21 protein-coding genes are annotated in these 21,372 nt (G+C 74.7%); 7 read left to right on the top strand and 14 right to left on the bottom strand.

The features are described from left to right. Window positions 1-34: 34 nt before the first annotated feature. Complete coding sequence (locus OG335_RS08750; RefSeq protein ID WP_405010464.1) at window positions 35-418, bottom strand: peptidase inhibitor family I36 protein; 384 nt, start codon at window positions 416-418, stop codon at window positions 35-37. Window positions 419-917: 499 nt separating this feature from the next. On the opposite strand from OG335_RS08750, the gene OG335_RS08755 reads away from it, so the two are divergent. Then, window positions 918-1,913: a ketopantoate reductase family protein gene (locus OG335_RS08755; protein WP_405010465.1), complete on the top strand. Its 996-nt coding sequence runs from the start codon at window positions 918-920 to the stop codon at window positions 1,911-1,913. 105 nt (window positions 1,914-2,018) lie between these two features. Here the strand turns inward: OG335_RS08755 and OG335_RS08760 are convergent, their stop codons facing one another. After that, the gene (locus OG335_RS08760) at window positions 2,019-2,837 is read right to left on the bottom strand and encodes an SDR family NAD(P)-dependent oxidoreductase (RefSeq protein ID WP_405010466.1); all 819 of its coding nucleotides are present in this window, start codon (window positions 2,835-2,837) and stop codon (window positions 2,019-2,021) included. A gap of 229 nt (window positions 2,838-3,066) precedes the next feature. On the opposite strand from OG335_RS08760, the gene OG335_RS08765 reads away from it, so the two are divergent. Together OG335_RS08765 and OG335_RS08770 are read left to right on the top strand one after the other, a co-directional pair. Continuing rightward, a complete protein-coding gene (locus OG335_RS08765; RefSeq protein ID WP_405010467.1) occupies window positions 3,067-3,930 on the top strand; it encodes a 3-hydroxybutyryl-CoA dehydrogenase in 864 nt (287 codons plus the stop codon). Window positions 3,931-4,075: 145 nt separating this feature from the next. Next, the gene (locus OG335_RS08770; RefSeq protein WP_405010468.1) at window positions 4,076-4,546 is read left to right on the top strand and encodes a DUF732 domain-containing protein; all 471 of its coding nucleotides are present in this window, start codon (window positions 4,076-4,078) and stop codon (window positions 4,544-4,546) included. A 119-nt stretch (window positions 4,547-4,665) separates the two neighbouring features. Here OG335_RS08770 and OG335_RS08775 read toward each other — a convergent pair whose 3' ends face one another. The 8 genes from OG335_RS08775 to infC all read right to left on the bottom strand — a co-directional run bounded on the left by OG335_RS08775 (window position 4,666) and on the right by infC (window position 13,420). After that, window positions 4,666-5,544 carry a chitosanase gene (locus tag OG335_RS08775; RefSeq protein ID WP_405010469.1) on the bottom strand — a complete coding sequence of 293 codons (879 nt, stop codon included), beginning with the start codon at window positions 5,542-5,544 and terminating at the stop codon, window positions 4,666-4,668. 293 nt (window positions 5,545-5,837) lie between these two features. Continuing rightward, window positions 5,838-8,351, bottom strand: coding sequence for a phenylalanine--tRNA ligase subunit beta (pheT, locus tag OG335_RS08780; RefSeq protein WP_405010470.1), 2,514 nt, complete (start codon window positions 8,349-8,351; stop codon window positions 5,838-5,840). Next, on the bottom strand, window positions 8,351-9,472 hold the full coding sequence (gene pheS / locus OG335_RS08785) for a phenylalanine--tRNA ligase subunit alpha (RefSeq protein WP_405010471.1): 1,122 nt from the start codon (window positions 9,470-9,472) through the stop codon (window positions 8,351-8,353). The genes pheT and pheS overlap by 1 nt, the downstream gene beginning before the upstream one ends. 234 nt (window positions 9,473-9,706) lie before the next feature. Further along, window positions 9,707-10,810 (bottom strand): ATP-binding protein, encoded by a 1,104-nt coding sequence (locus tag OG335_RS08790; protein WP_405010472.1) that lies wholly within the window; start codon window positions 10,808-10,810, stop codon window positions 9,707-9,709. 49 nt (window positions 10,811-10,859) lie between these two features. Next, on the bottom strand, window positions 10,860-11,735 hold the full coding sequence (locus tag OG335_RS08795) for a TrmH family RNA methyltransferase (protein ID WP_405010473.1): 876 nt from the start codon (window positions 11,733-11,735) through the stop codon (window positions 10,860-10,862). Window positions 11,736-11,850: 115 nt separating this feature from the next. Next, entirely contained in the window at window positions 11,851-12,237 is a 387-nt protein-coding gene (rplT, locus tag OG335_RS08800; protein ID WP_405010474.1) for a 50S ribosomal protein L20, read from the bottom strand. A gap of 105 nt (window positions 12,238-12,342) precedes the next feature. Further along, a complete protein-coding gene (rpmI, locus tag OG335_RS08805; protein WP_405010475.1) occupies window positions 12,343-12,537 on the bottom strand; it encodes a 50S ribosomal protein L35 in 195 nt (64 codons plus the stop codon). Window positions 12,538-12,670: 133 nt separating this feature from the next. After that, window positions 12,671-13,420: a translation initiation factor IF-3 gene (gene infC / locus OG335_RS08810; RefSeq protein WP_405015337.1), complete on the bottom strand. Its 750-nt coding sequence runs from the start codon at window positions 13,418-13,420 to the stop codon at window positions 12,671-12,673. Window positions 13,421-13,852: 432 nt separating this feature from the next. Here infC and OG335_RS08815 point away from each other — a divergent pair, with 432 nt between their 5' ends. Next, on the top strand, window positions 13,853-14,221 hold the full coding sequence (locus OG335_RS08815; RefSeq protein ID WP_405010476.1) for a DUF1844 domain-containing protein: 369 nt from the start codon (window positions 13,853-13,855) through the stop codon (window positions 14,219-14,221). Window positions 14,222-14,296: 75 nt separating this feature from the next. Here OG335_RS08815 and OG335_RS08820 read toward each other — a convergent pair whose 3' ends face one another. Then, window positions 14,297-15,052 (bottom strand): SseB family protein, encoded by a 756-nt coding sequence (locus OG335_RS08820; RefSeq protein WP_405010477.1) that lies wholly within the window; start codon window positions 15,050-15,052, stop codon window positions 14,297-14,299. A gap of 92 nt (window positions 15,053-15,144) precedes the next feature. Here OG335_RS08820 and OG335_RS08825 point away from each other — a divergent pair, with 92 nt between their 5' ends. Then, window positions 15,145-16,107 (top strand): serine hydrolase, encoded by a 963-nt coding sequence (locus OG335_RS08825; protein ID WP_405010478.1) that lies wholly within the window; start codon window positions 15,145-15,147, stop codon window positions 16,105-16,107. Between the two features lie 23 nt (window positions 16,108-16,130). Continuing rightward, window positions 16,131-17,351: an amino acid deaminase/aldolase gene (locus tag OG335_RS08830; RefSeq protein WP_405010479.1), complete on the top strand. Its 1,221-nt coding sequence runs from the start codon at window positions 16,131-16,133 to the stop codon at window positions 17,349-17,351. 40 nt (window positions 17,352-17,391) lie between these two features. Here the strand turns inward: OG335_RS08830 and OG335_RS08835 are convergent, their stop codons facing one another. Together OG335_RS08835 and OG335_RS08840 are read right to left on the bottom strand one after the other, a co-directional pair. Further along, entirely contained in the window at window positions 17,392-18,459 is a 1,068-nt protein-coding gene (locus OG335_RS08835; protein WP_405010480.1) for a DUF2510 domain-containing protein, read from the bottom strand. Window positions 18,460-18,532: 73 nt separating this feature from the next. Then, entirely contained in the window at window positions 18,533-19,198 is a 666-nt protein-coding gene (locus OG335_RS08840) for an SDR family oxidoreductase (RefSeq protein WP_405010481.1), read from the bottom strand. Window positions 19,199-19,332: 134 nt separating this feature from the next. Between OG335_RS08840 and OG335_RS08845 the strand changes: the two genes are divergently transcribed. Continuing rightward, window positions 19,333-20,055, top strand: a complete 723-nt coding sequence (locus OG335_RS08845) for a gamma-glutamyl-gamma-aminobutyrate hydrolase family protein (protein ID WP_405010482.1) — start codon at window positions 19,333-19,335, stop codon at window positions 20,053-20,055. A 17-nt stretch (window positions 20,056-20,072) separates the two neighbouring features. Here OG335_RS08845 and chrA read toward each other — a convergent pair whose 3' ends face one another. Further along, window positions 20,073-21,257 (bottom strand): chromate efflux transporter, encoded by a 1,185-nt coding sequence (gene chrA / locus OG335_RS08850; RefSeq protein ID WP_405010483.1) that lies wholly within the window; start codon window positions 21,255-21,257, stop codon window positions 20,073-20,075. Window positions 21,258-21,372 lie beyond the last annotated feature (115 nt).

Raw genomic sequence — 21,372 nt, forward strand, 5'->3', positions numbered from 1 at the left:
GCGTCCGCGGGGCCTCCGGCCGGGCGGTCGGTGGTCAGCAGGCGCGGTCGTCGGTGTAGACGACGACCGAGCTCGCCTCGTCGTTGTTGTACCAACCGACGGATATCTTGCTGGAGTTGGTGTTCATGCAGGCACTGCCGCCGGAGGCGTTGGCGCCCCAGAACCACTTGGCGTCGCGGTACCAGGAGTTGTTGATCCAGGACGACGCGATGTCGTTGAAGCCGCTGAGGTTGTAGGTGCCCGCGGCGTCGCCGTGGTACCACATGCCGCCCTGGAAGCTCTCGCCGTTGTAGAGGCAGACCCAGCCCACCTGGCAGGGGCCGACGGCCGCGGCCGGGGTGGCGAGGCCACCGATGCTCGCGCCGACGGCGAGCGCCACCGCCGCGGCCGTGCGTCCTGCGCGTCGTCCGATGCCCATGCCCCAACCTCCTGCAGACGAACGACCGGCCGGTTGCCGGTCGTGCGCCCCGGACACTACCGAGCGTGCGCGCGCGGCCACAGGGTGGCGGCGGCGGGGCCGGGCGGCGACCGCCGTGATCGGGCCGGTGCCGTGCGGGGGCGGCGCGATGCGGACGGCGGGCCGTCGGCAGGGCCCACCGGACCCGTCCGTCCCGCCTGTGCCGTCCGTCCCTTCCGGCCCCTGCCTGCGCGGTCTTCCCCACGCCCACCGGGGGGCCCGGATCCGGACTCCCGTCCTCCGGCCGCCGGTGCCGCGCCGCCCGGGGGTGCGGGACGCCCGGAGGCGGCCCACCCGCCCCGCGGGGGACGACCGCACCGCCCGCGCTGACCGGCGCGGATCGGGGCGGCGGCCCGCACCCGGGCCGCCCGCGCCCGATTCTGCACCGGACACGACAAGTCGGCCGGAAACCGACCCACCGGCGGCGACGGCACCGGCACCACCGTGGCAGGGTCGGGGCATGCGCTACATCGTGATCGGCGCCGGCGCGGTCGGCGGCACCATCGGCGGCAGGCTCCACGAATCCGGCCACGACGTGGTGCTCGTCGCCCGCGGCGCCCACCTCGACGCCCTGCGCCGGGACGGCCTGCGGCTCACCACGCCCGACGGCCCGCGCACCCTGCCGGTGCCCGCCGTCGGCGGGCCGGAGGAGCTCGACCTCCACCCCGGCGACGTGCTGCTGCTCGCCGTGAAGACCCAGCACTCCCTGCCGCTGCTCGACCGCTGGGCGGCCCGCCCGGTGTCGCCCGGCGGCACGGCCGGCGAGCTGCTGCCGCTGCTCTGCGCCCAGAACGGCGTCGAGAACGAACGCCTCGCACTGCGCCGCTTCCGGCACGTGTACGGGGTGTGCGTGTGGCTGCCCTCCACCCACCTGGAGCCCGGCCGGGTCGTCGCACCCGGCGCCCCGCTCACCGGCATCCTGCACCTCGGCCGCTACCCGGCCGGCCTGGACGCGACCGCCCGGCGGATCTCCGCCGACCTGGAGGCGTCCGGCTTCGGCGCACCCGTCACCGACGACGTCATGCGGTGGAAGTACGCCAAACTGCTGGGCAACCTCGCCAACGCGCTGGAGGCCGTCGCCGGGCCGGTCGAGGGCGGGCTGCGGGAGGCGGTCGCCGCACGGGCCGCCGCCGAGGGCGCGGCCGTGCTCGCCGCCGCGGGCATCGCGCCCGCGGGCGACGAGGAGCAGCGGGCCGTACGCGGCGACCGGGTGACGCTCCGGCCGATCGACGGGGAGCACCGCGGCGGCGGCTCGTCCTGGCAGAGCCTCGCCCGGGGCGCGGGCGACATCGAGGCGGACCACCTCAACGGCGAGGTCGTGCTGCTGGGCCGCCTCCACGGCGTACCCACCCCGGTCAACGAGGCGCTGCAGCGGCTGGCGGGCGCGTTCGCCCGGGAGGGCCGGGCGCCCAGCAGTCTGCCGGACGCCGCCCTGGCGGAGCTGGCGGCAGGCTGAGGCGAACCGCCGCCGCCGTTACCGCCACCACCGCCGCAGCCGTCGCCACTGCCACTACCGCTGCCGCTGCCACTACCGCTGCCGCTGCCGCTGCCGCTGCCGGGCTCAGGCGAGCGGGTCCTCCGGCCCGTAGGCGCGCAGCCGCAGGGTCCGGGCGTCGCTCCGCACGATCTCCTCGGCCCGCGCGACCAGCGTCTCCAGGTTGTCCCGGCCCGCGTGCACGAACCTGCCGTGCAGCGCGTCGAAGCGGCCGCGGGCGGCGTCCACCGCGACGGCCACCACGTACGGCAGCGAGCCCCACTCCTTCATGTCGGCGAACATCGGCATGTGGGCGGTCATGTCGGTGGCGACCGCGCCGGGGCTGATGTCGAGCACCACCACGTGGTGCGCGGCGAGCGAGTCCGCGATGTTGTCGGAGAGCCGCAGCAGGGCGCCCTTGGAGGTCGCGTACGCCGTGTACCGGCCGTCGGGGCGCACCGCGAAACCGGAGTTGAGGTTGACCACCCGCCCGCGGCCCCGCTCGACCATGCCGGGCAGCACGCTGCGCAGCATGTTGTAGGGGCCGCGCAGGTTGGTCTCCACGACCTGCCACCACTGGTTCGGGTCGGTCTCCCACAGCGGCACCTCGGCGTGGTCGACCTGGCCGGCGTTGTTGACCAGCAGGTCGATCGGGCCGAGGTCGCGCTCGACGGTGCGGACGGCCTCCCGCACCGAGCCGGGCCGGGTGACGTCGGCGCCGACGGCGACCCCGCGGGCGCCGTGGCGGACGCAGGCGCGGAGGGTCTCGGTCAGCGTGGCGTGCGTGCGGCCGATCAGGCCGAGCGCCATGCCCTCGGCGGCCAGCCCGACGGCGATCTCCCGGCCGATCCCGCGGCCCGCGCCGGTGACCAGGCCGACCTGTCCCGCGAGCGATCCCGTGCCCATGCCGTGCTCCCTCCCTCGGTTGCCCCGCATTCTGACGCCGCCCGGCGCCGCCGCGGGACCGGCCCCCCGGGACACGTGCCGAGGTCATCCGAACGGCCCACGGCGCGGGACGGGGCCGGCGGGGTAGTACGGTCGAGCTGGACACGCGTCCGGCCCACCGTGCCCGGCGCCGACCCGCTGGACAGCACTTCGCCGGGCGATCCCCGGCATGACCGTGAAGGGCAACTGAGTGAGTGACATCGCGCGCGTCGGAGTGATCGGCTGCGGCCTCATGGGATCGGGCATCGCGGAGGTCTTCGCCCGGGCGGGGCTGGACGTCCTGGTCGCCGAGGCCACCGGCGAGGCCCTGGAGCTCGGCCGCACCCGGCTGACGGGTTCCCTGGAGACCGCCGTGAAGCGCGGCAAGCTGACGGAGGAGCAGCGGGCCGAGGCCCTCTCCCACCTCGCCTTCACCACCGACCTCGCCGACTTCGCCGACCGCGACCTCGTCGTCGAGGCGGTCGCCGAGCGCGAGGACATCAAGGTGAAGATCTTCGAGACCCTCGACCGGGTGGTGGAGCGGCGCGACGCGATCCTCGCCTCGAACACCTCGTCCATCCCGATCGTGAAGCTCGCCGCGTCGACCTCCCGCCCGGAGCAGGTCATCGGCCTGCACTTCTTCAACCCGGCGCCGGTGCAGAAGCTCGTCGAGGTCATCCCGACGCTCACCACCTCCGCCGCGACCACGGCGCGGGCGGAGGAGTTCGCCGTGCAGGCGCTCGGCAAGGAGCCCATCCGGGCCCGCGACCGGGCCGGCTTCGTGGTGAACGCCCTGCTGGTGCCGTACCTGCTGTCCGCGGTGCGGATGTTCGAGACGGGCGTGGCCACCGCCGCGGACATCGACAAGGGCATGGAGGCCGGCTGCGCCCACCCGATGGGCCCGCTGCGGCTGTGCGACCTGATCGGCCTGGACACCATCGTGTCGATCGCGGAGTCGATGTACGACGAGTTCAAGGAGCCGCTGTACGCCGCTCCGCCGCTGTTGTCGCGGATGGTCGACGCGGGGCTGCTCGGCCGGAAGTCCGGCCGGGGCTTCTACGACTACACGGCCTGACCACCCGCCCCGCCCACCGGTCGCGGCCGGTGGGCGGGGGCGGTCCGCGGGGTGGCGCGCGGGGTGGGCCACCGGCGCGGTACAGCGCCGTCACAGCATGGTCACGGGTCTCGGCGCGCCGCGCCGTCTCTGACACGGTGGTGCCATGCGAACTCGAATGATCGTCACCACCCTCACCGCTGCGGCCGTGCTCTCCCTCGGCGCGTGCAGCAGCGACGGCGGGAAGACCGCCGACGCGGCGCCGCCCGTGTCGCCGGCCGCGTCCGCCCCCGCCGCGGGCGCCTCGTCCGCCGCCCCGGAGGCCCCGGCATCGGCGTCGGCCACCACCGCACTGCCCACCACCCCGCCGAAGCCGGCCGGCACCGCGGCGGCCGCGGAGACCGCGAAGCAGCTGGCGATGGTCGCCGGCCTGGGGCAGATCGACCCGAAGCTGGCGCTGGACAAGGAGCGTTCGATCGCCGCGGCGCAGCGCACCTGCGGTGACATCCACGCGGGCAAGGACGCGGCGACCGTCGCGAAGAACACGGCGGGCTACTTCTCGGGCGCCGGCTCGACGCTGTCGGAGCAGCAGGGCCAGATGATCGCGGTCATCGTGCAGGCGTCGATCTGTCCGTGACGTGACGGTCCGTCACGTGACGGTCCGTGACGCGGCCGCCCGTGACGTGACGGAGGGCCCGGGGGCGCAGTCCGCCTCCGGGCCCTCCCGCGTGCCGCGGGCCGGGCGCGGCAGCGGTCTCAGCTGTTGATCTGGTACGGGTCGCCGTAGACCTTCCACTTCAGCGGCGGGTTGAGGTCGAAGTTCCGCGCGTTCAGGAAGACCCGCTGGGCGGTGTCGACGCGGCTGGTGTCGGCGTGGGCCTCCTCCTGCTTCATGACGACCTTGCGGGCGTCGAGGAAGGCGTTGAGGTAGGCGGTCTCGTCGCCGCCCTGGGCGGGGGTCCTGGCCTTCTTCATGGCGGCGGCGCGGATGCCGCCGAAGCTGTCGGAGCTGCTGCCGGGGCCGTGCATGACGATGGCGTCGTAGTAGACGAACTGGCCGAGGGCGCGGAGCCCGTCCTTCTTGGCCTGCGCGACGGACGGGTCGAAGTAGACGCGGTCGCGCTCGTCGTCCTGGGCCTGCCGGAAGGTGCCGTCCTTGGCGGCGGTGGCCCAGTCCCTGGTGAAGGCGGAGCCGAGGCCGGTGTGCGAGTCGGTGCCGTCGACCTTCCGCAGGGCGGGGAGGTACTTGGCGAGGACGTTGCCGGGCTTGAGGTCGGTGTAGTGCTCGACGAGGTCGAGCATGTCGCCGGTGCCGGAGCAGAAGCCGATGATGCCGGCGGTGTAGCCGCGGCCGTCGCCGATGTCCTCGATGTAGGGGTACTGCGCCTTCCAGTCGAGCGAGGAGTTCTCGGCGCTGGAGACGAGCTGCATGGCGATGTCCTTCTTGTGCGCGTCGTCGAGGCCGACGGCGGCGGCCGTGACGACGGACGCTCCGGCGCCGGGCGCGCCGACGGCGACGGTGGCGACGGTCAGCGGGACGGCGGCGAGCAGGATCGCGAGGGCGGTCCGGCCGGCCCGGGGGCGGGCGCGGTGGGTGCGGGGGCTGGTGCGGGCGGTGCGGTGCGGTGCGGGCATGGGGCGCTCCGTCAGCTCGACTGCGCCCGGGCACAGGAGTGCCCGAGCTTCGGTTAGGAAACTTTCCTAACCAAGAGTGAAGCGGTCATGGCATGAAACCCGCAAGAGGTGCGCACCAACCTGCACGCCGCCTTAAGCCACCGCTGACGTTCGCCGGGCCCGGCCGCCCCGCAGCGGCCCTGACCCACCGTCGGCCGGACAGCCCCGGCAGCGGCGCCCACCACGCCCTGGAACGCCGAAGGGCCCCGCCCCGGACTCAGGTCCGGGACGGGGCCCTTCGGGCCGATCGGGCGTCAGGCGCCGCGCAGCACCGCGCCGGTGCGGGCCGCCGCGACCGCCACCGCCGACTCGCGCGCGGCCGAGGCCTCGTCCGCGGTCAGCGTGCGGTCAGCGGCCCGGAACCGCAGCGTGTACGCCAGCGACTTCTTGCCGGCACCCGCCTGCTCGCCGGTGAACACGTCGAACAGCCGGACGGCCTCCAGCAGTTCGCCGGCGCCGTCGCGCAGCGCGGCCTCCACCTCGGCGGCCGGCACGGCGGAGTCGACGATCAGCGCGACGTCCTGGGTGGCGACCGGGTAGGCGGAGACCGCCGGCCCGGACACCCTGCGGGCGCCGTCCGCCAGGAGCACGTCGAGGTCGATCTCCATCGCGGCGGTGCGCTCGGGCAGGTGCATCGCCTTGACCACCCGCGGGTGCAGCTCGCCCGCGTGGCCGACCACACGGCCGTCCACGACGAGCTCGGCGCAGCGGCCGGGGTGCCACGGGGCGCGCTGCCCCTGGCGGACGGTCAGCTCCAGGTTGGCCGCGGCGGCGACCGTACGGGCCGCCTCCACCGCGTCGGCCCAGGAGGCGCCGGCGCCCTTGCCCCACCAGCCGGAGGGTACCCGCTCGCCCGCGAGGGCGACCGCGACCCGGCGCGGCTGGTCCGGCAGCGCGGCGTCGAGCTCGGCGAGCTCCGCCTCGGTGGGCCGCCGGTCGACGGGCAGCCGCGGGGCGACCTTCAGCTCGTCCTTGGGCAGGAAGACCGTGCCCGTCTCGAAGAGCGCGAGGTCGGTGTTGCCGCGGCCGACGTTGCGGCGCAGCGAGCCGAGGAGGCCGGGCAGCAGCGTGGTGCGCAGCGCCGGCTCCTCGTCGTTGAGCGGGTTGACGAGCTTGACCGTGCGGCGCCGCTCGTCGTCCTTCTCCAGGCCGAGCGCGTCGAAGGCCGCGTCGCCGACGAACGGGTAGGCGTTGATCTCGACGAAGCCCGCGGCCGCGAGGGCCACGCCCGCGCGGCGGTGGAAGCGCTGGGCGTCGGTCAGACCGCGGCCGGGCGGCACGTTGGGCATCCGGGCGGGCACGTTGTCGTAGCCCTCCAGCCGGATGACCTCCTCCGCGAGGTCGTACGGGTCCGTGAGGTCGGGGCGCCAGCTCGGCGGGGTGACCTCCAGGACGTCCGCGCCGGAGACCGAACAGCCGACCTCCTGCAGGCGCCGGGTGACGGTCTCGCGGCCGTACTCGGTGCCGGCGACGCGGTCGGGCAGCTCGGCCGCGATCGAGATGGTGCGCACCGGGTGCGGTGCGGCGATGTCGGTGACCCCGGCCTCGGCGGTGCCGCCGGCGATCAGCACCAGCAGGTCGACGGCGCGCTGGGCGGCGGCGCGGGCGGCCTCCGGGTCGACGCCGCGCTCGAAGCGCTTGGACGCCTCGGAGGGCAGCTTGTGCCGCTTCGCCGTGCGGGCGACGCTGATCGGGTCGAAGTGCGCGGCCTCGACGACGATCTCGGTCGAGCCGGTGACCTCGCCGGTCTCCGGGTCCACGACGGTGTCGAGGATCTCGGTGGTGGCACCGCCCATCACGCCGGCCAGGCCGATCGGGCCGGAGTTGTCGCAGATCAGCAGGTCCTCGGCGACGAGCTTGCGCTTGACGCCGTCGAGGGTGGTGAGGGTCTCGCCCTCCTCCGCCCGGCGGACGTGGATCGGGCCGTCGAGCCGGGACCGGTCGTACGCGTGCAGCGGCTGGCCGACCTCCAGCATCACGTAGTTGGTGATGTCGACGGTCAGCGAGATCGGCCGGATGCCGGCCTTCTGCAGGCGGCGCTGCAGCCAGAACGGCGACGGCGCGGCTGGGTCAACGCCGGTCACCGTGCGGGCGACGAAGCGGTCGCAGCCCGCCGGGTCGGAGACCTTCACCGGGTAGCCGTAGGCGTTGGCCGGGGGCACGTCGAGCAGCGCCGGGTCGGCCAGCGGCAGGCCGTACGCGGCGGCGGCCTCGCGGGCCACGCCGCGCAGGGAGAGGCAGTAGCCGCGGTCGGGCGTGACCGCGATGTCGAGCACCTCGTCGACGAGCTGGAGCAGCTCGATCGCGTCGGTGCCGACCTCGTGGTGCGAGGGCAGCACGAGGATGCCGTCGTGGTCGTCGCCCATGCCGAGCTCGCGGGCGGAGCAGATCATGCCGGCCGAGGTGTGGCCGTAGGTCTCGCGCGCCGCGATCGGGAACGGGCCGGGCAGCACCGCGCCGGGGAGCACGACGACGACCTTGTCGCCGACCTGGAAGTTGGTCGCGCCGCAGACGATCTCCTGCGGCTCGCCGGTGCCGTTGGCGTCGCCGACGTTGACGAAGCAGTGCCGGATCGGCTTCTTGAAGCCGGACAGCACCTCGACGGAGAGCACCTGGCCGACCACCAGCGGGCCCTTGAGGTCGGCGCCGAGCTGCTCGACGGTCTCGACCTCCAGGCCGGCGCGGACGAGCCGGGCCGCCACGTCACGGCCGGTCTCACCGGCGGGCAGGTCGACGTACTCGCGCAGCCAGGAAAGCGGGACGCGCATCAGATCTCCATCCCGAACGGGAGGGTGAAGCGGACGTCACCCTCGACCATGTCGCGCATGTCGGCGACGTTGTGGCGGTTCATCAGGATTCGCTCCAGGCCCAGGCCGAAGGCGAACCCGCTGTAGCGGCCGGGGTCGACACCGGCGGCGATCAGCACCCGCGGGTTGACGACGCCGCAGCCGCCGAGCTCGATCCAGCCCTCGGAGGAGCAGGTGCGGCAGGGGCGGTCCGGGTTGCCGACGCTCTCACCGCGGCAGACGAAGCACTGGAGGTCGACCTCGGCGCTCGGCTCGGTGAAGGGGAAGTACGAGGGCCGCCAGCGCAGCTCCAGGTGGCCGCCGATGAGCTTCTCGACGAGCACCTCGATGGTGCCCTTGAGGTCGGCGAAGGTGATGCCCTCGTCGATCGCGAGGCCCTCGACCTGGCGGAACACCGGGGTGTGCGTGGCGTCGAGCTCGTCGGTGCGGTAGACCCGGCCGGGGCTCACCGCGTACAGCGGGGGCCGGCGCTCCAGCATGGTGCGGATCTGCACCGGGGAGGTCTGGGTGCGCAGCACGACGCCGGAGTCGGCGGAGCCGTCCGGGGCCTGCACGAAGAACGTGTCCTGCATGGAGCGGGCCGGGTGGTCCGCGTGCAGGTTGAGGGCGTCGAAGTTGAGCCACTCCGCCTCGACCTCGGGGCCGGAGGCGACCTCGTAGCCCATGGCCACGAAGGTGTCCTCGATGCGCTCGGCGAGGGTGGTCAGCGGGTGCCGGGCGCCGCGGGGTGCGCGGCCGTACGGCAGCGTGACGTCCACCGCCTCCTCGACGAGGACGCGCGCGTCGCGCTCCGCCTCCAGCTCGGTCTGGCGCCGGGCCAGGGCCTGGTTGACCGCTCCGCGGGCCTGGCCGATCAGCTTGCCCGCCGCGGCCTTGGCGTGCGGCGGCAGGGCGCCGATCTCCCGGTTGGCGAGGGCGAGGGGCGAACGGTCGCCGGTGTGGGCGACCTTGGCCTGCTTGAGCGCGTCGAGGTCGCCGGCCTCCGCGAACGCGGCGATCGCCTCGTCCCGGGCCTGCTCCACCACCTCGGGCTTGAGTGCCTCGACCTCGACCGGGTCGTACGACTTGTTGGGTGCCGACATCTCTATCTTTCCCGTGCTCCTGCTCGTGAAGTGGATGGCTCGCCCTTGCGCTACGCCCGGCGTGGCCGGAACACGGGCGTCCCCCGCCCCGGTGACGGGAGGGGTGTCCGCGGCGCGGCCGCGCAGGGCGTCCCACAACGCCAAAGGTCGAGTGTAGTCGCAGCACGCCGACGGCCGGTTCGCCCGTCCGGGGCCGTGCGCGCGGTGAGCCCGCCGGGAATCGTCAGACCCGCCCTAGAGCATGAAGTCGGGCACGCCGGCGGGCAGGATGAATCGGAACCGGGCGCCGCCGGAGGGCGCGCGGCTGATCCGGATCGCGCCGCCGTGGGCTTCGACGATGCCCTTGACGATGTAGAGGCCCAGGCCGGTGCCGCCGCGCTTGGAACCACGCCAGAAGCGGGTGAAGACGCGCGGCATCGACTCCTCGGGGATGCCTTCGCCTTCGTCGCTCACGGTGACCGCTGTCCCTTCCACGATCCGGGGCGGGGTGCCCGGGAGCCCTCGGCCGGCCTCCTCGACGAGCTCGCGGGCCGGTGCCACCTCGATGGTGACAGTCCCCTCGCCGTGCCGCACCGCATTTTCCAGCAGGTTGCCCAGCACCTGGTCGATCTTGTCCGGGTCGGCCCACTGCTGGCCGAGGGGTTCGGTGATGCGGATGTCGAACCGCTCGGCGGGGATGCCCGCCGCGACCTTGCCGTCCACGTGCCGGCGGACGGCGGCCGCCAGGTCGACGACCTGCTTGCGCACCTCCAGCCGGCCCGCGTCGATCCGGGAGATGTCGAGGAGTTCGGCGATCAGCCGGGTGACCCGGTCGGCGTCGGCGTCCACGGTCTCCAGCATCACGCGCTTCTGGCCGTCGTTGAACCGCTCCCACTTGGCGAGCAGCGTCGCGGTGAAGCCCTTGACGCTGGTCAGCGGGGAGCGCAGCTCGTGCGCGACGGTGGCGATGAGCTCGGCGTGGCTGCGTTCGGTACGGCGCCGGGCCTCGGTGCCGCGCAGCGCCACCACGACCCGCCGGACGGGCCCGCCGGGCCGCTCCCGGACGTACCGGGCGGAGACGAGCACCTCGCAGCCCCCGGGCAGCAGCAGGTTGCGCTCGGGCTGGCCGGTGCGGATGGCGAGGCCGCCGTACGGATCGGAGATCTTCCACCAGCGGCGGCCGTCGAGGTCCTCCAGCGGGAGGGCCTCCTCCAGCAGGGCGCCCAGCACGGCCTCGGGCCTGCGGCCGGTGAGCCGGGCCGCCGCGCTGTTGAAGCAGACCACCCGGCCGTCCTCACCGGCGACCACCAGGCCGTCCGGCAGGTCGTCCGGGTCGAGCCCCGTCCCGTCCCCGACCATGGGCGTCCTCCCCTGACCCACCGCGTTCCCGCCCCCGACGAGGCCGACCCTAGCGCTCCTGCGCCCGTGTGCGACACCCTCCGGGCGAGCGCTGGGCGCGGGCCGAAGCGTAGAGGCAGACGGCGGCGGCCGTGGCGAGGTTGAGGCTCTCGGCGTGTCCGTGGATGGGCACGCGCACCACCTCGTCGGCGAGTGCGCGGGTCTCCTCCGGCAGGCCCCACGCCTCGTTGCCGAACACCCAGGCGCCGGGCGCGCCGAGGGTGCCCTCGTCGAGCTCCTGGTCGAGGTCGCGCACACCGGCGCCGTCGGCGGCCAGCACGCGCACGCCCGCCGCGCGCAGCCGGGCCACGGCCTCCTCGACCGGCACGCCGGTGGCGAAGGGCAGGTGGAAGAGGCTGCCGACGGAGGCCCGCACGGCCTTCGGGTTGTACGGGTCGACGGAGGCGTCGGTGAGGATCACCGCGTCCGCGCCGGCCGCGTCTGCGGTGCGCAGCACGGTGCCGGCGTTGCCGGGGTCGCGCACGTGCGCGAGCACGGCGACCAGCTGCGGACGGGCCGCCAGCACCTCCTCGAAGGGGGTGTCGATGAAGCGGCAGAGCGCGACGATGCCCTGCGGGGTGACGGTGTCGCAGATCTCCGCGATCACCTCGTCGGTGGCGGTGAGCAGCGGCAGCCCGGCCTGCCCGGCGGCGTCGACGATGTCGGCGTGCCGTTCCAGTGCCTGCGCGGTGAGGTAGATCTCCACCACGGCGTGGTCCGCGGAGCCCGGCAGCCGCCCGTACGCCACGGCCTCGCGGACGGCCTGCGGGCCCTCGGCGAGGAAGCGGCGGTCCTTGGAGCGCTGGTTGCGTCGCGCCAGCTTGCGGGCGGCGACGACGCGCGGGGAGCGCAGGGAGGTGAGCAGGGGGGTGTCGGTGCTCTGCATGCTCTCGTTCTCCGGAGGAAGGCGTTCGCTGGGAACGCCGGGAAAGACGCTTCGGGCCCGCAGGCGTTGGTCACCTGCGGGCCCTACGTGCTCAACTGCCGTGCCGGCGCCTGGATCAGGCGGCGACCTTGGGGGCGTTGACGTCCTCCGGCAGAGCCTTCTGGGCGACCTCGACGAGCACCGCGAACGCGGCGGCGTCGTTGACGGCCAGGTCGGCCAGCATCTTGCGGTCGATCTCGACGCCCGCGGCCTTCAGGCCCTGGACGAAGCGGTTGTAGGTGACGCCGTTGGCGCGGGCCGCAGCGTTGATGCGCTGGATCCACAGCTGGCGGAAGTCGCCCTTGCGCTTCTTGCGGTCGTTGAAGTTGTAGACGAGCGAGTGGGTGACCTGCTCCTTCGCCTTGCGGTAAAGGCGGGAGCGCTGGCCGCGGTAACCGCTGGCCCGCTCGAGGATGACCCGGCGCTTCTTGTGGGCGTTTACTGCCCGCTTGACGCGTGCCACGTGATTACTCCTTGGGTTGGACCGCGGATGGCTCCGGGCGGTCCGTCAATCGATCGGGTCGGGAAGGATCAGCCGTCTCCCGCGGCCTGGGCCGCGGGTGGGCGATCACTTGCCGAGAAGCTTCTTGATCTTCTTGGCGTCGGCGGGGGCCAGCTGGACGGTGCCGGCAAGCTTGCGGGTCAGCGTCGAGGGCTTGTGCTCCAACAGGTGGCGACGGCCGGCACGCTCGCGCAGCACCTTCCCGGAGCCAGTGATCTTGAAGCGCTTGCTGGCGCCGCTGTGCGTCTTCTGCTTCGGCATGTCGCCGTTTCTCCTCGTCGGTCCGCCCCGGCCCGCGCACTGCTGTGCGGGCCGGGAGTGGATTTCTCTGCAGGGCCGGAGCGGGAGCTCCGGCCCGGTTGGCCGGACCGTGCGGTCGGCCGAGCCCGGGGGCTCAGCTGTCCTGCGCGGCCTCGGCCGGCTGCTCGACCTCGGCAACCTCGGCGGGCTCCGCGGACTCCTCGATCGACTCGTCCTCGGCGGAGAGGTCCGCCTCGTCGTCCTCGATCGGCTCGTCCTGCTCGGAGCCGGTCAGGGTACGGCCCTGGCGCTCGGCCTTGCGGGCGTCCGCAATGGCACGGGCCTCGGCCATCGCCTCGGTCTTCTTCTTGTGCGGGCCGAGGACCATGATCATGTTTCGGCCGTCCTGCTTGGCCGAGGACTCCACGAAGCCCAGATCCTGGACGTCGTCCGCAAGCCGCTGCAGCAGTCGGAAACCCAGCTCGGGGCGGGACTGCTCACGACCGCGGAACATGATCGTGATCTTGACCTTGTCGCCCTGCTTGAGGAACCGAACGACGTGACCCTTCTTGGTGTCATAGTCGTGCGGGTCGATCTTCGGCCGGAGCTTCATCTCCTTGATGACCGTGTGCGCCTGGTTCTTCCGCGCCTCACGGGCCTTCATGGCCGACTCGTACTTGAACTTGCCGTAGTCCATGAGCTTGCAGACCGGCGGACGTGCCGTCGCCGCCACCTCGACCAGGTCGAGGTCGTACTCCTGCGCAAGCTCCAGCGCCTTGGCAAGCGGCACGATGCCGACCTGCTCGCCGCTGGGACCGACGAGTCGCACCTCGGGGACGCGAATCCGGTCGTTGATGCGGGGCTCGGTGCTGATGGGGCCTCCTTGGTTGCACCTTTTTCCGATGCGGCCGTCGGGCGGCGGTCGCACGTCGTGGTTTCGACCACTGGGCGGGGCTTCATTCATGCTTCGCTGCCCGAAAAGGCACCGAACGCACGAAAAAAGCCCCGCACGGTACAAGCGGGGCTCCACACAACCGGGGCGCCCTCGACGGGCGTCACTGGCAGCCGGTGCTGGTCGGCACCTGCCGCGGACCGGGACCCGTCGACCCGGAGGACGATCGGGTGGGAGACTTTCGCGGTTGCCCTCTCGGGCCTCCTGGGTGGAGCCTCCACTTGCTGGCCGGGCGTCCTTGCGGATTCCTGGCCGGTCAGTCTCGAATCATAGCAGCGTTCCCGCCACCTCCGGTATTCCGCCCCGGCGACGGCAGGTCCGGCCGGGCAACGCCGCCTTGTACGCTCCTGGTGTACGTCCACCGGCCCGACGGAGTGAGTCACCTTGACCAGCCAGCCCCACGAGCACGACGACCAGGCGATCGGATTCGACGACCTCACCCGCGACATCGCCGAGGTACCCGCCGTCGAGGTGATCACCACCGTCGCCGTGCACCTCATGAGCGCGGCCGCGGTCAAGTGCGGCCTGGCCGAGGGCGGCGAGGCCGACAAGGACCTCGACGAGGCGCGCAAGCTCATCACCGCGCTGGCCGGCCTGATCACCGCGGGCGCCCCGGAGATCAGCAACTTCCACGCCGCGCCGCTGCGCGACGGCCTGAAGTCCCTGCAGCTCGCCTTCCGCGAGGCCTCCCTGGTGCCGGACGCCCCCGGCGCGGGCCCCGGCGAGAAGTTCACCGGCCCCGTCTACTCCTGACACCGCCGGGCCCGGGCGCGCGTCCGCCGCGCATCCGGGCCCACGGCCCGTGTCCCGGACCCGCACCGCCGCGGCTCAGACCTGCGCGGGCGCGTCCCGCCGGTAGAACGGCTCGCCCGCCGGTCCCTCCCGCAGCAGCGCCAGCTGCAGCCCGTGCTCCAGGCGCACCCGCAGGACGGCGTCCTCGGCCAGCCCCGCGACGAGCCGGTCGACCGGCCCGCGCAGCTCCTCCGCCGCCGTGCCGGCGGCCGGCACCAGCACGAGCACCGCGTCGACCTCCGGGCCGGGCCGCAGGTAGCCGCGGTCCACGACCGGCTCCGCCGCCAGCAGCTCCCGCAGCGCCGCCAGCACCTGCGGATCACGGGCCGGCGGCAGGTACGGCCGGTTCTCCGCGAGCGCCCGCAGCCGGGCCCCGCTCAGCCGGTACGCGACCGGACCGGCCGGATCGACCAGCAGGGTGTCCGCCCGCTCCGCGTACGCCACCATCGCCGCCTGCGGCGCCGCCACCGGCGCCGGGCGGGCGTCGGCGCGCCAGCGGGCCATGGCCGCCAGCGAGGTGAACGCCGGCAGGGCGCGCCGGCCGTCCGCGGCCTCGACGAGGGGCACCGCCATGTCGCTGCTCTTCTCGTGCCGCAGCCCGTCCGCCCCCACCCCGACCTCCCCCAGCAGCGCCACGATCGGCACCATCAGCCGGCTGCGGGTCAGTGCCGCGAGCAGCTCCGGCTCGGCGGCCGCGTCGGCGTCCCAGGCGGTGAGGGCCCGCGCGAGGCGCGGGTCGGCGGTGCCGTCGTCGTCGGCGAATCCGGGGTTCGGAATGTTCTTGGGCTCCACCCGTCGAGGGTATGCCACCCCTGAGGTGCTTCTCAGACGGCACTCACCCGCGCCTCACCCGGGCCACAGACGCCCGACCCAGGATCACCGGCATGACGTCCCGACGACAGGCCCGCACGGCCGCGCGCCGGCGAAAGCGCCGCATACGCCGCGTGGCCCTGACCCTCGTGCTGGTGCTCGCCCTGGCCGGCGCCTGGGCCTACCACTCCGGGTCCGCCGCGGGCCACCGCTCCGCCCCGGTCTCGGCCACCGCCTCCCCCACCCCGGCGGTCGACCTGGACGCCCGGCTCGCCGACGCCGTGCAGGACGCCGTGCGGGACGCCGACGGCCATGTCGCGGTCGGCGTCCTCGACCCGCTCTCCGGGGCGAGTGCCGACTACGGCACCGACTCCTTCGTCACCGCCAGCATCGTCAAGGTCGACGTGCTCGCGACGCTGCTGTGGGAGAACTCCGGCGAGCTGACCGCGCAGCAGAAGGCCGACGCCGTGCTGATGATCGAGAACAGCGACAACGACGCGACGACCCGCCTCTGGCAGGCCGTCGGCGCGGACGAGGGCCTCGACCGCGCCAACACCGCGTTCGGCCTGAGCGCCACCACCGCCGGGACGGAGGGCTACTGGGGGCTGACCACCACCACGGCCGCCGACCAGCTGCAGCTGCTGCGCACGGTGTTCGAGGACGACAGCGTGCTGGACGCGCCGTCCCGCACCTACCTGCAGGGCCTCATGGGGAAGATCGCCACCGACCAGGACTGGGGCGTCTCCGCCGCCGACGACACGGGCGCCGTGCACCTCAAGAACGGCTGGCTGCCGCGCACCGCCGAGGGCGAGTGGGTGATCAACAGCATCGGCCGGGTCGTCCACGACGGCCGCGAACTGCTCGTCACCGTGCTCACCGACGGCTCCACCACCAAGGAAGCGGGCATCGCGCTCGTGGAGTCGGTCGCCGAGGCCGCCACCGACGGCTTCACCGCGGCCACCGGCACCGGCACCGGGGCCACCGGCACCCCGGCCGCGTCCGGGTCACCGGCCCCCGAAGCCACTACCCAGCGGTAGCCGGCATGTGGCACGCTGCCGCCATGGCCACCGACCTCGCCGCCGCCGCGCCCGGCACCGTCTCCGACCGCGCCCGCTACGACCGGGCGACCGCGCACCTGGAGGCCCCGCTGGCCGTCGTCGACCTCGACGCCTTCGACGCCAACGCCGCCGACCTGGTGCGCCGCGCCGCGGGCAAGCCGATCCGGGTGGCGAGCAAGTCGGTGCGCTGCCGGGCCCTGCTGGAGCGCGTGCTCGCCATGGACGGCTTCGCCGGGATCATGAGCTACACCCTCGCCGAATCCCTCTGGCTGGCCCGCGCCGGATTCGACGACGTCCTCCTCGCCTACCCGTCCGCCGACCGGGCCGCCTACGGCGAGCTCACCGCCGACCCCGTGGCGGCCGCCCGCATCACCGTGCTGCTCGACGACCCCGCCCAGCTCGACCTCGTCGACGCCGCCCGCCGCGGTCCGGAGGTCGTCCGGGTCTGCCTCGAACTCGACACCGCCCTGCAGATGCTGGGCGGCCGGGTGCGGATCGGCGCGCGGCGCTCGCCGCTGCGCACCCCCGACGCCGTCGCCGCCTTCGCCGAGCTGGTGCAGACCCGGCCCGGCTTCACGGTGGTCGGCCTCATGGCGTACGAGGGGCACATCGCCGGCGTCGGCGACCGGGTGGCCGGGCGGCCGCTGCGGTCGGCGGCGATCCGGCTGATGCAGACGCGGGCCCGGGCCGAGCTCGCGGAGCGCCGCGCCGCGGTCGTCCGGCGGCTGCGGCAGGTCGCCGACCTGGAGTTCGTCAACGGCGGCGGCACGGGCAGCGTCGAGTCGACGGTCGCCGAGCCGGCCGTGACCGAGGTCGCCGCCGGGTCGGGCCTGTACGTGCCCCGGCTGTTCGACAACTACACGTCCTTCCGGGGACGCCCGGCGGCGCTCTTCGCGCAGCCCGTCGTCCGCCGCCCCGGGGTCGGCGTGGTGACGGTGCTCGGGGGCGGCTACCCGGCCTCGGGCGCGGCCGGACCTGACCGCTCCCCCGTGCCGTACCTGCCGGCCGGCCTGCGGTACGACCCGCAGGAGGGCGCCGGCGAGGTGCAGACCCCGCTGCTCGGCGCCGCCGCCGACGACCTGCTGATCGGCGACCGGGTGTGGTTCCGGCACGCCAAGGCGGGCGAGCTGTGCGAGCGCTTCGCCGAGCTGCACCTCGTCCGGGGCGACGAGGTGGTCGACACGGTGCCGACCTACCGCGGCGAGGGCCTGACCTTCCTCTGAGCGGGCGGGCCGCCCGCCCGGAGGAGGGCCGGGCCCCGGCTCAGGTGTTCGTGCCGTCCGAGGTGCCGCCGACGCCCGCGCCGGTGCCCTCGGCGGTGGCGATGCCCTTGACGATGGTGTCCATCACGCCGACGTCGGGTGCCTTGTCGGCGATGTCGAAGCCGAGGTGCACGGAGATCAGCGTGCCGGCCTTGGCACCCGGGAAGACCACCGTCTCCACGTAGCCGTCGTTGCCCTGCGGGGCGTCGACCTTCCAGCGCACCAGGTAGCCGCTCCTGCCGTTGACGGTGACCGCCTCCGACTTCACCTCCTGGTGGGAGGTGATCTTGCCGTACGAGTCCTCGGCGGCGGCGGCGATGTCGGCGAGCGCCGCCTGCTTGACGTCGCTGCCGGTGAGGTTGCCGGAGTTCGCCCCGGCCAGCGAGCACTGGGTCTTGCCGTCGGCGCAGGTGTAGGAGCCGATGCTGAGCGCGGCGTAGCCGGTGGTGTTGGTGCCGCCCGTCCAGCCGGCCGGGACGGGCAGGCTGATGGCGTTACGGACGTCGACGGCGGTGTCGGCGGCCTGCGAGCCGCCACCCTTGCCCTGACCGTTGCCGCCGCCCTGGCCGTTGCCGCCGCCCTGCCCGTTGCCGCCGCCCTGGCCCGGGAGCCCGAAGCCGGGGAAGCCGCCCTCCGGCCCGGCGAACCCGTCGCCCCCTCCGGGGCGGGCACCGCCCCGGCCGTCCGCGATGCGCGGACCGGAGTCCGGGCCGTCGTCCATCGCCGCGTACGTGACGCCGGAGCCGATCGCGAGACCCGCCACCGCCGCGACGGCCGCCGCGACCACCACGGCACGCGACGGCTTGCGCCGGGCCTTCTTCGGCGGGACCCCCATCGGCATCGGCGGCAGCTCGGGGTAGCGGACGGTCGAGCCGTCCTCCAGGATCCGGCCCTCCAGCACGGTGGTGTCGCCGGGCGCGGCGTCGTCGGGCCCGGGGGCGGCCGGCGCGCCGGGGGCGGGCCGGGTGGTGGCCGTCCAGCCGGTGCCGTCCCAGTAGCGCTCGGGGCGCGGGTCGGTCGTGGTGTCCTTCGGGTCCGGGTACCACCCGGCGGGAATCTGCTCGCTCACGGCACCGAATCTAAGGGCGCGCACATAAGCCCGATATCAGCGCGGGGCCCGAATCGCCCGTTCCGCGATGAGATTACGGTGAGAATCGGATCAGGGTGCCGTTGACCCCGGCCGCGTCGTCGCTCGCGAGGTACGCGGCGGCGGCCGCCAGCCGGGTCGCGTCCCCTCCGCCGCCCAGCGCGTTGAAGCGGATCCCCTCCGGGCCGAACTGCCCGGCCAGCACCCGGGTGAGTTCGGCGACGCCCGCGGCGGCCACCGCCGCGGCCACCCCGCCCTCGGCCGCCGGGCCCGCCAGGCTGACCACCGAACCGTGCCCGTGCCGCCGCAGGTAGGGCAGCGCCGCCCGGCAGCACAGGAACACCGCGGTGAGCCGGGTGTCCTGGACGACCCGCCAGGCGTCGGGCGGCACGTCGAGCACCGGGCCGTCGGCCGGTGGTGCCCCGCACGGGCCGTTGACCACGGTGTCGACCCCGCCCAGCGTCTCGTACGCCTCGTCGAAGAGCGCCTCCACCATGGACTCGTCGAGCGGGTCGGTGTGCACGAACAGGCCGCCGACCGACCGCGCGACCGCCTGCCCCGCCCGCTCGTCCGGATCGGCGCAGACCACGCGCGCGCCCTCGGCGGCGAACCGGCGGGCGACCGCCGCCCCCGCCTCCCCGGCGAAGCCGCTGACTCCGGTGACCACCGCGACCCGCCCGGCCAGCCGCCCGGGCACCGCCTCCGGATGCGTCCCGTCCACGCGCCCACCTCCCGCACCACCACGCTCCGACACGACACGGTTACCGTACGTCGTACTGCGGACGGCGGCGGGATCGGACGTGCCGACACGGCAGATCACCGCGTCGCAGCAGGTGAGGCGGCAGAATGCGCGCCATGACACCACGGCCTGTGATCGGCATCAGCACCCACGTCCTCGAAGCGGCCTGGGGCCGCTGGGACACCATCCGCACGGTCCTGCTGGGCGAGCGCTACCCGGCCGTGGTGCAGGCCGCGGGCGGCCTCGCCGTCCTGCTGCCGCCCGACGCGGCCGAGCACGCCGCCGACGCCGTCGCCCGGATCGACGCCCTGGTGATCGCCGGCGGCTCGGACATCGACCCCGCCCGGTACGGCGCGGCCCGGCACCCGGAGACGGTCGCCTCCGAACCCGAGCGGGACGCCTGGGAGACGGCCCTGCTGCGCGCCGCCCTCGACGCCGGGCTGCCGGTGCTCGGCATCTGCCGCGGCATGCAACTCCTCAACGTGGTGTGCGGCGGCACCCTCCTGCAGCACCTGCCGGACGTCGTCGGCCACCTCGGGCACGTCGGCGCGGCCGACACCTACGGGCGCCACCCGGTGCGGCCGGTGCCCGGCACCCTGGTCGGCGGGCTGCTGCCGGAGGCCTGGGTCGACGTGCCGACCTTCCACCACCAGGCGGTCGACCGGCTCGGCGAGGGCCTGTCCGTCTCGGCGTGGGCGGAGGACGGCACCGTCGAGGCGGTGGAGGGCGCCGGCTTCACGATCGGCGTGCAGTGGCACCCCGAGCAGGGCGACGACCTGCGGCTGATGACCGCCCTGGTGCGGACGGCGGCCGCCCGGGCCGCGGCCGTGCCGGGCTGAGCCCCGCGGCCCGCCCCTCACGCGACCGGCAGCCCCGCAGCCGCCGCGAGCACCCCGAGCCCGCCCGCGGCCAGCAGGCAGCCGACCGCCCCGCGCCGCGCGACCGGCAGCCATCCGACCGCCGCCGCGAGCACGGCGAACTGCCAGCCGTGGTGCAGGGCGAGCGCCAGCGGCAGCGCCGACCCGGCGATGGCGCCGACCGTCGCCGGGCCCGCCCCCGTGAGGAAGTCCTGCACCCGGGCGTCGGCCCGCAGCCGGTCGAAGTGCGCGGCACCGAACACCACGAACGCGAACGACGGCGCGAAGGCGACGGCCGCGGCGAGCAGCGCCCCGACCGGACCCGCCGCGGCGTAGCCGACCGCGGCGACGGTGTGCACCACCGGACCGGGGGTGATCTGGCCGAGCGCGACGGCGTTCAGGAACTGCCCGTCCGTCATCCAGTGGTGCCGGTGCACCGCGTCCGCCTGCATGAGCGGAATGATCACGAACCCGCCGCCGTACGACAGCGCACCCACCTTGAGCGCGACCCAGGCGACCGCGCCGAGCCCGCCCGCCACCGGGGCCGCCGCGAGCACGGGCAGCAGCGGCGCGGTCCGCCGCCGCCCGGGTGCCGGGCGGGCACGGCGGACGGCGACCTCGGCCAGCCCCGCCGCGAGCAGCACCAGCACCAGCCACGGGCCGGCGAGCACCGCGGCCGTGGCGCCGGCCAGGGCGTAGCCGGCCCAGCGCAGCCGCGGCCCCGCCGCCCCGCCGGCCGCCCGGGTCGCACCGATCCGGGCCAGCCCGGCCGGGACGAGGGCCGCCGCCGCCTGCACCGCGACCGCCGGAACGGCCGCGCCCGCGCCGGCCGCGGCGCCCAGCACCCAGCGCGGCGGGTCACCGCCCAGGAAGAGCGCCGACAGGGCGATGATCATCACCAGGCCCGGCGCGATGAAGAAGAACCCGCCGGTCAGCGCGCCCGGGGTGCCGCGCAGCCGCCAGGCGGTGAAGATCGCCAGCTGGGTGGAGGCCGGGCCGGGCAGCAGGTTGGTGGCCGCGACACCGTCCTCGAACTCCTCGGCGGAGAGCCGGCGGTGCCGCTCCACGCAGAGCCGGCGCAGCAGCAGGATGTGCGCGGGCGGCCCGCCGAAGCCGAGGACGCCGATCCGGCCCCACTCCCGTGCGATCGTGCCGAGCCCCACCCGGCCGTCCTGCTGCGCCACCGCCCGCCCTTCCCTTCCGTCACCGCCACCGCCACCGCCACCATGGCCGCTGCCGCTGCCGCTGCCGCGCGGACCGTACCGTCCCCAGGTGTACGGACGGTGTACGGCAACGACA

The sequence above is a fragment of the Kitasatospora sp. NBC_01539 genome (genome assembly GCF_045040525.1).
GTDB lineage: Bacteria > Actinomycetota > Actinomycetes > Streptomycetales > Streptomycetaceae > Kitasatospora.